Below are 12,550 nucleotides of genomic sequence, written 5' to 3'. Positions count from 1 at the left end.
GTGGGCAATAGAGAATGGGAAATAGTTTTCTTACTTTAATTGACTGGTATAGTATCTGTTATTATGCTTTTTTAACTGTTTTTTTGTTAAATTTTGATATATTCCTTAATACTTCTAGTATCCTTAAACCCTTGGTACTTGTAATTTCTGATTTATTGAGCAGACTTTTATTATCCATTATCCATTATCAATTATTTAGATGCGTATTTTAATCAGTAACGACGACGGTATTTTTGCCAAAGGAATTCGTACTCTAGCCGACACTTTGGCTAAGGCAGGACATGATGTAACAGTGGTAGCCCCCGACATTGAAAGATCAGCCACTGGTCATGGTTTAACCCTCCATCACCCCATTAGAGCCGAACAAATAGAAGGATTGTATCACCCTAGTATCACTGCTTGGTCTTGTTCTGGAACTCCCTCCGATAGTGTTAAACTCGGATTAAGTGCCATTATGGGCGATCGCCCTGATTTCGTCCTCTCAGGCATCAACCAAGGCTCTAACCTCGGAACGGATATACTATACTCTGGTACCGTATCCGCCGCCATGGAAGGCACCATCGAAGGCATTACCAGCATTGCTTTTAGTCTAACCAGTTTCACCATCAAAGAATTTCAACCCGCCGCCAACTTCGCCCTGAAATTAATAGAACAACTACAAGAAAAACCCCTCATCGACTCAACCCTTCTTAACGTCAACATTCCCGCCCTCCCCGAATCAGAAATTGCAGGAATTAAAATCACCAGACAGGGATTAAGAAGATATATCGAACACTTCCAAAAAAGATCAGACCCCCGTGGAAAAACCTATTATTGGTTAGCAGGGGAATTAGTGGAAGAACTAGACCAACCAGAACACATTTACTTACCCCCCGAACTCCCCACGGACGTACAAGCCCACAAACAAAACTATATAACCATCACTCCCCTGCAATATAACCTTACGGATGTAGTTATGGTCAACGATTTACAAGATCATTTTGACTCGTAACATGGATTTAGTTGGCACTGTTATTGGTTAGAAAATGAAACGAAAAAACCCTTAACAAGGGGTTTAAATCCCAGACTTGAAATTGAAATCCTCTGTATCAAGATCATTAGAGCATGGCATACTTGTCATTGGAGTTGTCATAGAGTAAATCTAACTGATACTGCATAGATTTCTCCACCATGTCATAACATTCATCCACATAATCCTTATCCTTACTAGCATCCATTCCATAATGTTTAAAATAGATGGGAGGACATACTCGGGTACGAATAGGATTAGGTAATGGAATATTAGGTAAAGGGCCAAAGGCAATACCCCAAGGCAAACCAAGATAGATAGGAAAGGTTTGAGGATCAACATCTAAAATCCAATCAAACCACCCTAAATCATGGAAAGACTTCGCCTGTTCATACAAATCCGTCAATACATACAAAGTTTCATGGGCGCCCTTGGACACCAAAGGCACAATGGGCAAAGAATATTTAAGGGCTAATTTAATAAAAGCCTTTCTACCCACCAACTTAATTTTATCCCTCTCACTGTAGGGGCGAAACACATCCTCAGCGCCCCCAGGGTACACCAAAACACTAGCCCCAGACTCGATCGCCCTTATGGCCATTTTTGGATGGGCTACCACCGCTCCACATTGTGCCGCTAAATCTATCACGGTACTATAAACTTTCCAAGCACTGGGGTGCATCAGTCCATATACTGGCTTTTCTACCCCAAAACGTTTGAACCAGTCATACATCATCATGGTCATGTCAGGGGCGCCTAACCCCCCATTATGAGAACCTACGAACAACACTTGAGTATTGGGGATATATTCCCAGCCATCGGTTTTTACTTGAAAATAATATTTATATAAAAATTCCCAAAATGGCATTACCTTTTTTATCGTTTCTGGATCTCTATAATCTAATGACCAGCCTAATCGTTTATCTGACATCATAAAAATTGCTATTTTTTATTTCCCATTGCCAATATCTTCTTAGGCAATACTACTTCTAGCTTACAGTAATTTTACAAAACTTCACAATTAGATGTCAGCAAAAGGGCGATCGCCCATGAAAAATACTGATAATAATAAGAAAAACTAGAGTTTTTCCCACCGAGAAAAAGTAGCAGCTTGACCACAATAATTATTAGAATTATCCATTAAATTCCACGTAGTAATATTTTTAATATGATATTTTATACCCGTGCGAGAAATTCTTACCCCTTCATAATTTGACACGTAACCTTTAGTGTTTGTTTCTTGCAAAAGTCTTTCTCTTTCTTCCCTTAATAAAGGCTCTGTCGTAGTACGAGAGCGGGTCTTTATTAATTGTTCCCATGACATATCCCATAAAATTAAGCCTTTTTCATTACCATAATTATAGGTTGGATCTGGTAATGTGTTGTGGCTAAATACTACCATGGGGGCATAAAAAAGGTTTTTTGCTTGGGCTAATTCATCTCCTTTTTTTTCTATTAAGTCTTTTTCTACAAATTTTTTGTAGCTATTAAGTATTATTTGACTCCAATTAATTATCTCCTGATTTTCCCAAATGTTAATCATCTTTTATTTATCTAATTAGATTTTTCTGATATTATTTACTGTCTTTTTGACAAATTTATTTACGGTTCAAGATTATTTTGCCCCCCATAATCATGGGGGATTTTTATGGGTAGTGTTTGATTTAACCTAGAAACCAATTTAGTAAAGATTTTTCACTGCCGAGGTAATATCATCTTGTTTTACCAAAGATTCACCAATTAAAACGGCGTTTGCCCCTGCCTGTTGTACAAATTGTAAGTCTTCTTTGGTGTATAAACCTGATTCACTAACGATGGTAATTCCTTTTTCCTTGATAATGTCTGCCCTTTGAGCAAGAATTTCTTTCGTGTTGTCAAGGCTAACGGTAAAGTCTTCGAGGTTGCGGTTGTTAATACCGATTAATTTTACTCCGTCAATGGCTAAAACTCTGTCTAATTCTTCGAGGGTATGTACTTCGATAAGGGCTGTCATACCTAATCCTTCGATGATTTTGAGAAAATATTTGATGTCGCTATCTTTGAGGATGGCAGTAATGAGTAAGACGGCATCAGCGCCGTTTAACCTAGCAAGATAAATTTGGTAGGGGTAAATGACAAATTCTTTGCACAATAAGGGTAGATTGACGGTGTTTCTAACTATGACTAAGTTTTCAAAGCTACCTTGAAAAAATTTTTTGTCGGTTAACACTGATAAACAAGCCGCACCTCCTTTTTCATAAGCAGTGGCGATCGCACTTGGTTCAAAATCAGCACGAATAACCCCTTTACTGGGGGAGGCTTTTTTGACCTCGGCAATGAGGGCAGGTTGATGGGGACTATTATGCAACGCTCCTAAAAAGTCTTTGGGTTGATTGGTGAGTTTTTTAACCTGTACCCTTAAATCTAACAGAGAAAGGCGATCGCGCATTTTCTCCACCTCTTGCTCTTTATACCATACAATCTCTTCGAGGATATTTTGAGGTTCACCTTCTGGCACTTTTACTTGATAGCATAAACTCTCAATGGCAACGGAGGGGGAAGGCTCTTGACGGCGAATTCTCATGTTTGATAATTATGACGGAGGATTAATATTGTATTTTCACAATTTACACTTTTTTAATGACCCTTGGCAACACAAATCATTGACAGCAAACAATTAACAATCAAATTTGTTTTATTTCCCTGTCTTTCCAATACTTCACTATTCAAATTTCTGGTAAACTAATCCGTGCAGTTTAATGATAGTAGATGGTTATATATGGAATTATTACCTGATAATTTACAGAAATTAAAAGACCAAGTAGCGGTTATTACAGGGGCTTCCCGTGGCATCGGAAAAGCCAGTGCGATCGCCCTTGCCGAAGAAGGAGCAAAAGTTGTGGTAAACTATGCCAGTAACAGCGAAGCAGCGGATAAAGTAGTAACGGAAATTACCGAAGCAGGGGGAAGTGCGATCGCCATTAAGGCCGATGTGTCTAACCCCGAGGAAGTAGATAATCTTTTCAAAGAAGCCGTCAAACAATTCGGCAAAATCGACATCCTCGTAAACAATGCAGGAATCACCCGTGACACCCTCATGTTAAGGATGAAACTCGAAGATTGGCAACAGGTCATCAACCTCAACCTCACAGGGGTATTTTTATGTTGTAAAGCCGTTAGTAAAATGATGCTCAAACAAAGAAGCGGTAAAATTATTAATATTTCCTCCGTGGCAGGGCAAATGGGCAACCCCGGACAGGCTAACTACAGCGCCGCTAAAGCAGGGGTAATCGGTTTAACCAAAACCCTTGCCAAAGAATTTGCCAGTCGTGGTGTCACTGTTAATGCTGTGGCTCCTGGATTTATTGAAACTGATATGACAAGCGGATTAGAAGCCGATGAAATTTTAAAATTTATTCCCCTCGCCCGTTATGGTAAGCCAGAAGAAATTGCGGGGATGATTCGTTTCTTAGCAGCTGATAAGGCTTCTAGTTATATCACAGGACAAGTATTCAATGTTGATGGTGGTATGGTAATGTAATTATCGAACTTGTGGGCGATGCCCACCCCATATTTTTTCTAGTATAGTAAATCACAATTAGGTTTCAAACTATAAGAGATAATAAAAAAAGAACTGAATAGGTTAATAATAACTTGTTGACCAAATTTTAAATCCAACTCAAAATGAAACCTTTTATCATTGTTTGTGCTTTAGGTAGGACAGGTTATAAAATCTATAATCTGTTAAAGCAACAGGGGGCTAATGTGGTGGGAATAAGCGATCGCCCCTTGACTACCCAAGAAAATGATCATATAGTTGTGGGTAATATGAGATCCCCCCAAGTGTTAATGGATGCAGGGATTACGGAAGCTCATACCATTGTCTTAGCTAGTAATGATGATGCCCTCAATGTCGCAATTCTCACCGAAGCGCGAACCCTCAACCCCAAAATTAGAATCATTAATCGTCTCTACAATCGTACCCTTGGGGCAAGGTTAGATCACACCCTACCAGATCACTTTACCATGAGTGTCCCTGCCCTCGCTGCGCCTATTTTTGCCTTTGCTGCTACGGGAAACAGGGCGATCGGGCATTTAAAGTTATTGGATAAAACATGGGCATTGCAGGAAGAAGTTATAGACGAAAATCATCCTTGGTTAGGGCTAAAACTATCTCAACTGTGGGATAACCTAGAGCAGATGTTAATCTACTATTTACCTAAACAGGGAGAAATTGACCTCGTTTCTGCCGTCATTGAAGGTAAAACCCTACAACTAGGAGATCATTTAATCGTTGCTACTAAAGCCAAGATAAATAATAAATCAAGAAATTTTCTCATCAAATTTTTAAAGGTTTTTCTCAACATCGGTAAATATAAACAATATGCCCGTCCTGTCATAATTATTACCCTTATATTACTATCGTTAATTTTTCTCGCCACTTTTACCTATGTTTTTGTTAACTGGAATATTTCCCCCGTGGATGCTCTTTATTTTAGTGTGGGCATGATTACAGGGGCTGGAGGTAAGGAAGAGGTGGCCGAAAATGCTCCTGACATCATCAAAATATTTACCGCTTTTATGATGATTGTGGGCGCTGGAATAATTGGTATTTGTTACGCTCTTATTAACGATTTTGTCCTCGGTAGTCGTCTAAAACAGTCTTGGGATGTGGCACAAATACCCAGTAAAAATCACTATATTGTCTGTGGTTTGGGTAATGTTGGCATTGAAATTATTCAAGAATTACACCGTCAAGGGCAAGATGTGGTAGTAATAGAACCCAATCCGAATAATCGTTTTCTCCACTCTGTACGTTCTCTCGGAGTACCGATAATAGTTGAAGATGCTACATTATCTGATACCCTGAATACTGCTAATGTGCGCCGGGCGATCGCTCTGCTAGTGGTTACCAGTAATGATATGCTAAACGTAGAAATAGCTCTCACGGTAAAGGCGCTCGCTCCCAACTTACCCGTAACCCTGAGAGTACAGGAAAGTCAATTTGCCCAATCAGTCCAGGACGTATTTCAGTTCGAAACCGTACTATCCCCCGCCGAACTTGCAACCCATTCCTTTGCCGCTGCGGCCCTAGGAGGAAGAATCCTCGGAAATGGCATGACTCAAGACTTACTTTGGGTAGCCCTAGCCACCATGATTACTCCTAATCACCCTTTTTGTGGTCAAGAAATTAAACATATTGCCAGTCAAGCTGATTTCGTTCCCCTCTACATCACAAGAGGGAATAAAAACATTCATAGTTGGAACTTATTAGAAATAAAATTAAAAGAAAATGACATTCTATATTTAACAATTCCAGCCAATCGCCTCGACGAATTATGGCGTATCGATTCTTCTTCCCCTATCCTAATTCACAATTAAAATTAAGCAAAAAAAAAGCCGCCGTGTGATGGGGCGGTTTTTTGTGATTATTAAGGCAGGCATAGAACTATTGTCCCAAGGGGCTACCCCCGTAGTATCGTCGCTGCTGCTGTGTTTCACCCACGAGTTCGGGATGGAGTCGTAGTGGTTCCACAACGCTAGATACACCTGCCAAGATTATGAGGTTAAAAACCCTCAAGACTGCATAGATAATTATAAGTAAGTTTGGAATAGGTCAAGCTGACGGTCTGTTAGTACACTTCGGCTCCATACATTACTGCACTTCCACCTTGTGCCTATTAACGGGTGTTCTTCCCGTGACCTTACACCAGAATACTCATCTTGAGGTGGGCTTCCCACTTAGATGCTTTCAGCGGTTATCCACTCCGTACATGGCTACCCAGCGTTTACTGTTGGCACAATAACTGGTACACCAGCGGTACGTCCTTCCCGGTCCTCTCGTACTAAGGAAGGCTCCTCTCAATATTCTCACGCCTGCACCGGATATGGACCGAACTGTCTCACGACGTTCTGAACCCAGCTCACGTACCGCTTTAATGGGCGAACAGCCCAACCCTTGGGACGTACTTCCGCCCCAGGTTGCGATGAGCCGACATCGAGGTGCCAAACCTCCCCGTCGATGTGAACTCTTGGGGGAGATCAGCCTGTTATCCCTAGAGTAACTTTTATCCGTTGAGCGACGGCCCTTCCACTCAGCACCGTCGGATCACTAAGACCGTGTTTCCACCCTGCTCGACCTGTATGTCTCGCAGTCAAGCTACCTTCTGCCTTTGCACTCTTCGACTGATTTCCAACCAGTCTGAGGTAACCTTTGTACGCCTCCGTTACCTTTTTGGAGGCGACCGCCCCAGTCAAACTACCCACCTGAAACTGTCCTCATTTAAGAGTTAGAATTCTAGCCTTCTGAGAGTGGTATCTCACCATTGACTCTATTATCCCCACAAGGATAATCTCATCGTCTCCCACCTATCCTGCGCACAGCAGGCCCGAACACAATTCCAAGCTATAGTAAAGCTTCATAGGGTCTTTCTGTCCAAGTGCAGGTAGTCCGTATCTTCACAGACAATCCTATTTCGCCGAGCCTCTCTCCGAGACAGCGCCCAGATCGTTACGCCTTTCGTGCGGGTCGGAACTTACCCGACAAGGAATTTCGCTACCTTAGGACCGTTATAGTTACGGCCGCCGTTCACCGGGGCTTCAGTCGCTAGCTTCATCCTAAGACTGACCAACTTCTTTAACCTTCCGGCACTGGGCAGGCGTCAGCCCCTATACCTCCTCTTTCGAGTTTGCAGAGACCTATGTTTTTGCTAAACAGTCGCCTGGGCCTTTTCACTGCAACCACCTCTCGGTGGCACCCCTTCTCCCGAAGTTACGGGGTCATTTTGCCGAGTTCCTTAGAGAGAGTTAACTCGCTCCCCTTAGTATTCTCTACTTGCATACCTGTGTCGGTTTCGGGTACCGGGATTCTACATTCAACACTATTAAAGCTTTTCTTGCCACTATCCTTACACTCTCGCAACCGAGGTTGCTTCCAATCCACTTAGGATGAGTTTATCTTTCATGGGTCCCTTTAATAGCTCCTGTAAAACCACGCAGGAATATTTACCTGCTTGCCATCGACTACGCTATTCGCTTCGCCTTAGGTCCGGGCTAACTCTCCACGGACGAACCTTCTGGAGAAACCCTTATGCTTTCGGGGTTGAAGATTCTCACTTCAATTTTCGCTACTTAAGCCGACATTCTCACTTCTCTATCGTCCACATCTGCTTGCCGCTAATGCTTCTCCCAATAGAGAACGCTCCCCTACCACTCAATATGAGTCCATAGCTTCGGTGAAAGACTTAGCCCCGTTCATTTTCGGCGCAGGAGCGCTTGACCAGTGAGCTATTACGCACTCTTTCAAGGATGGCTGCTTCTAGGCAAACCTCCTGGTTGTCTTTGCACTCCCACCTCCTTTATCACTTAGTCTTTACTTGGGGACCTTAGCTGATGGTCTGGGCTGTTTCCCTTTCGACGATGAAGCTTATCCCCCACCGTCTTACTAGTGCTACAATCATGGGTATTCTGAGTTTGTCTCATCTTGGTACCGCTCTCGCAGCCCGCAACGAAACAGTGCTTTACCCCCCATGACATTCCACACCGCTGCGCCTCAACACATTTCGGGGAGAACCAGCTAGCTCCGGGTTCGATTGGCATTTCACCCCTAACCACACCTCATCCGCCAATTTTTCAACATTGGTCGGTTCGGACCTCCACCACCTGTTACGGGGGTTTCATCCTGGACATGGTTAGATCACCCGGGTTCGGGTCTACAAACAGTGACTAGCGCCCTTTTCAGACTCGATTTCTCTTTGGCTTCGACTTTCCGTCTTAACCTGCCACTGCCTGTAAGTCGCCGGCTCATTCTTCAACAGGCACACGGTCATCCGTTCTATCGGACTCCCATTGCTTGTAAGCTAATGGTTTCATGTTCTATTTCACTCCCCTCCCGGGGTTCTTTTCACCTTTCCCTCGCGGTACTTTTCACTATCGGTCACACTTTGTATTTAGCCTTACCACGTGGTCGTGGCTGATTCACACGGGATTTCTCTTATACCGTGCTACTCGGGATTCACCTACAATTACTTCTGTTTTCGACTACAGGACTTTCACCTTCTTCGGTCTAGTTTTCAGCTAGTTCGTCTAACATCCACTCTTGATATCGATGTCCCACTACCCCAGTATTCGTAAACACTGGTTTAGGCTTCTCCCGTTTCGCTCGCCGCTACTAAGGGAATCACTTTTGTTTTCTCTTCCTCCGGCTACTAAGATGTTTCAGTTCACCGGGTTCGCTCATCATCTCCTAAAAGATGTGTTTTTAGGGTTGCCCCATTCGGACATTCTCGGCTCAATGTTTGCTTCCAACTCCCCGAGACTTTTCGCAGGTTGCTACGTCCTTCTTCGCCTTCGTGTGCCTAGGTATCCACCATTAGCCCTTGATTGCTTGACCTAATTATCTGTTTAATACAGACTTCCTACTTACTTTTTTTTCTATGCAGTTTTCAAGGTTCTTACTGAGACTTTTTCCTCAGCATTTGTTCGCTAAAACAGTGCTAAGTTTTCTCACTGGAGATAAGCGGACTCGAACCGCTGACATCCTGCTTGCAAAGCAGGCGCTCTACCAACTGAGCTATACCCCCACCTATGGGCCATCCTGGACTTGAACCAGGGACCTCACCCTTATCAGGGGTGCGCTCTAACCACCTGAGCTAATAGCCCATGAACCCAATCTCTAGTTTGAAATACCATTTTCCATCACATTCCTTGCTGACCACTATATGTGGTCTCCCTTATAAGGAGGTGATCCAGCCACACCTTCCGGTACGGCTACCTTGTTACGACTTCACCCCAGTCACTAGTCCCACCTTCGGCGTCCTCCCCCCAAAAGGGTTGGAGTAACGACTTCGGATGTTACCAACTTCCATGGTGTGACGGGCGGTGTGTACAAGACCCGGGAACGGATTCACCGCAGTATGCTGACCTGCGATTACTAGCGATTCCTCCTTCACGCCGGCGAGTTTCAGCCGACGATCTGAACTGGGGCTAGGTTTGATGGGTTTCGCTTCACCTTGCGGTTTCGCATCCCTTTGTCCTAACCATTGTAGTACGTGTGTAGCCCAAGACGTAAGGGGCATGCTGACTTGACGTCATCCCCACCTTCCTCCGAGTTCTCCCCGGCGGTCTCCCTAGAGTCCCCAACTTAATGCTGGCAACTAAGGACGAGGGTTGCGCTCGTTGCGGGACTTAACCCAACATCTCACGACACGAGCTGACGACAGCCATGCACCACCTGTCACGATGTTCCCTAAGGCACTCTTTCCTTTCAGAAAAATTCATCGGATGTCAAGTCTTGGTAAGGTTCTTCGCGTTGCATCGAATTAAACCACATACTCCACCGCTTGTGCGGGTCCCCGTCAATTCCTTTGAGTTTCACACTTGCGTGCGTACTCCCCAGGCGGGATACTTAACGCGTTTGCTTCAGCACAGCAGGAGTTTATACCCGCTACACTTAGTATCCATCGTTTACCGCTAAGACTACAGGGGTATCTAATCCCTTTCGCTACCCTAGCTTTCGTCCCTCAGTGTCAGTACATGTCCAGTAGAGCGCCTTCGCCACTGGTGTTCTTCCTAATCTCTACGCATTTCACCGCTACACTAGGAATTCCCTCTACCCCTCCTGTACTCTAGCTCTTCAGTTTCCACACCCTACCCGAGGTTGAGCCTCGGTCTTTAAATGCGGACTTGAAGTGCCACCTACGGACTCTTTACGCCCAATGATTCCGGATAACGCTTGCATCCTCCGTATTACCGCGGCTGCTGGCACGGAGTTAGCCGATGCTTATATTAGGTACCGTCACTTTCTTCTTCCCTAAGTTTTGAGGTTTACAACCCAAGAGCCTTCCTCCCTCACGCGGTATTGCTCCGTCAGGCTTTCGCCCATTGCGGAAAATTCCCCACTGCTGCCTCCCGTAGGAGTCTGGGCCGTGTCTCAGTCCCAGTGTGGCTGCTCATCCTCTCAGACCAGCTACTGATCGTTGCCTTGGTAGGCTTTTACCCCACCAACTAGCTAATCAGCCGCGAGCTCTTCCCTAGGCGATAAATCTTTTACTTTTCAGCTCATCCGGTATTAGCAGTCGTTTCCAACTGTTGTCCCCGACCTAAGGGCAGATTCTCACGTGTTACTCACCCGTCCGCCACTATCACCCTAAGGTGACCGTTCGACTTGCATGTGTTAGGCATACCGCCAGCGTTCATCCTGAGCCAGGATCAAACTCTCCATTGTAAAGTTTCTATCACCCTAAGATGACTTAATCCTTTTAATTTGAAGTAGTTTTACTTGCTCTTTCTTGGCAATGCTTAAACCGAAGTTTAAGACTTTCGTTTTTTTTAAATAAAGTTATTTTGACAAGGATATATGTAATACTTGAAAAATGGCTTTCAAACTATTGAATTGTCGAGGTTCGTGGTATGTCAGGAGAGTTTGTTGCTCTCAATCGCACATATACTAATATAACTAACCTTTTCTAAAATGGCAACTTTTTTCTCAATCTTTTTTCTCAATTCTGTCACAATCACTACAGAATAAGGCTTTCGCTTCCTAATCTTTTTTCTTTTTTCTTTTTTCTTTTGATTGCTCCTTTTTTGTGTTGGCTTTTGTGTTTTTACCTTCTCAACAAGCGACAGGTTTCCGTTTTGACTTTCTTTTAAATGGAGTTATTTGTATGAGAGATTATTCTTTGGTGATGAGGATTTGAACATATACCAGAAGAAAAGCTATTAGTAATAAGATACTGGTAGCGGCAGCGGCGTAACCGAAGTTAAATTGACGGAAGGCTTCTTGGTATATGTAGTAAGCAAGAATATTAGTGCTGTTGGCAGGCCCCCCATTGGTCATTACGTATATTTGTTCAAAAGAGCGAAAAGTAAATATGGCGGTGGTGATGGTACAAAAAATTAGGGTAGGTTTTAAACCAGGCAAGGTTATGTATAGAAACTTTGCCCATGAATCTGCTCCGTCTAATTCTGCGGCTTCGTAGCGAGATTTGGGAATTGCTTGTAATCCTGCTAAAAATACAACAAGGTTGAAGCCAATTTGTCGCCATGTACTAAATAGAATAACAACAGGCATTGCCCAAAGGGGACTATTTAGCCAAGAAATAGGGGTTAGATTTATTTGTTGAAGCAGTTGGTTAACAGGTCCATTGTTTTGAAATAGCCAACGAAACCCTAAGCCCATGGCAACAAGGGAGGTTATGGAAGGGATAAAGTAGCTGGTACGAAAAAAACTTCTGAGGATTATTTTTTGGTTAAGAAGAACTGCTAATAATAAGGGGATAAGGATACTTGGAATGATACTAGTGATGGAAAAGTAAATAGTGTTAATTATAATTTGGGCAAAATCGGAGTCTATGGTTAGTCTTCTGTAATTGTTTAACCCTATCCATTTAGTGGCGGTGAGGCTTCCGTTGGTGAAGCTAAGGTAAATAAGATAAAGGATGGGTATAAAGAGAAAGATGGTGAGAAGAATTAGGGCCGGGCTAAGGAATAACCATGGGATGATTTTTGTTTTTAGTTTGTTAAGGCTCATGGTGTCGTTAAGAGTTGCAACTTTCTCAAATT

Annotated in this window: 7 protein-coding genes, 2 tRNA genes and 3 rRNA genes; 3 read left to right on the top strand and 9 right to left on the bottom strand. The window is 43.4% G+C overall.

What is annotated here, in order from left to right; all coding sequences use genetic code 11:
- The first annotated feature begins 199 nt into the window (after positions 1-199).
- Positions 200-991, top strand: a complete 792-nt coding sequence (gene surE / locus A5482_RS14180; RefSeq protein ID WP_069791329.1) for a 5'/3'-nucleotidase SurE — start codon at positions 200-202, stop codon at positions 989-991.
- A 106-nt stretch (positions 992-1,097) separates the two neighbouring features.
- On the opposite strand, the gene A5482_RS14175 is transcribed toward surE, so the two are convergent.
- The 3 genes from A5482_RS14175 to trpC form a co-directional block, all read right to left on the bottom strand.
- Positions 1,098-1,940, bottom strand: coding sequence for a glycerol acyltransferase (locus tag A5482_RS14175; protein WP_069791330.1), 843 nt, complete (start codon positions 1,938-1,940; stop codon positions 1,098-1,100).
- Positions 1,941-2,087: 147 nt separating this feature from the next.
- Positions 2,088-2,552 (bottom strand): MEKHLA domain-containing protein, encoded by a 465-nt coding sequence (locus tag A5482_RS14170; protein WP_069791331.1) that lies wholly within the window; start codon positions 2,550-2,552, stop codon positions 2,088-2,090.
- A 138-nt stretch (positions 2,553-2,690) separates the two neighbouring features.
- Complete coding sequence (gene trpC / locus A5482_RS14165) at positions 2,691-3,572, bottom strand: indole-3-glycerol phosphate synthase TrpC (protein WP_069791332.1); 882 nt, start codon at positions 3,570-3,572, stop codon at positions 2,691-2,693.
- Positions 3,573-3,767: 195 nt separating this feature from the next.
- Between trpC and fabG the strand changes: the two genes are divergently transcribed.
- Complete coding sequence (gene fabG / locus A5482_RS14160; protein ID WP_069791334.1) at positions 3,768-4,529, top strand: 3-oxoacyl-[acyl-carrier-protein] reductase; 762 nt, start codon at positions 3,768-3,770, stop codon at positions 4,527-4,529.
- A gap of 143 nt (positions 4,530-4,672) precedes the next feature.
- Complete coding sequence (locus A5482_RS14155; protein WP_069791333.1) at positions 4,673-6,370, top strand: potassium channel family protein; 1,698 nt, start codon at positions 4,673-4,675, stop codon at positions 6,368-6,370.
- Between the two features lie 54 nt (positions 6,371-6,424).
- Here the strand turns inward: A5482_RS14155 and rrf are convergent.
- From rrf to A5482_RS14125, 6 genes are all read right to left on the bottom strand, one after another.
- Positions 6,425-6,542: ribosomal RNA gene (gene rrf / locus A5482_RS14150) — 5S ribosomal RNA — on the bottom strand.
- Between the two features lie 59 nt (positions 6,543-6,601).
- Positions 6,602-9,380: ribosomal RNA gene (locus A5482_RS14145) — 23S ribosomal RNA — on the bottom strand.
- 117 nt (positions 9,381-9,497) lie between these two features.
- Positions 9,498-9,570: transfer RNA gene (locus tag A5482_RS14140), tRNA-Ala, on the bottom strand.
- Positions 9,571-9,575: 5 nt separating this feature from the next.
- Positions 9,576-9,649: transfer RNA gene (locus A5482_RS14135), tRNA-Ile, on the bottom strand.
- Between the two features lie 74 nt (positions 9,650-9,723).
- Positions 9,724-11,213, bottom strand: a 16S ribosomal RNA gene (locus tag A5482_RS14130).
- The 16S, 23S and 5S rRNA genes sit together here with 2 tRNA genes alongside, the layout of an rRNA operon.
- Before the next feature lie 447 nt (positions 11,214-11,660).
- Positions 11,661-12,518, bottom strand: a complete 858-nt coding sequence (locus tag A5482_RS14125; RefSeq protein ID WP_069790929.1) for a carbohydrate ABC transporter permease — start codon at positions 12,516-12,518, stop codon at positions 11,661-11,663.
- Positions 12,519-12,550: the final 32 nt, after the last annotated feature.

It is taken from the genome of Cyanobacterium sp. IPPAS B-1200 (assembly GCF_001747005.2).
Taxonomy (GTDB): Bacteria; Cyanobacteriota; Cyanobacteriia; order Cyanobacteriales; family Cyanobacteriaceae; genus Cyanobacterium.
Note: the sequence above shows the minus strand (reverse complement) of the source record. Positions and strands in the feature narration are given on the sequence as shown.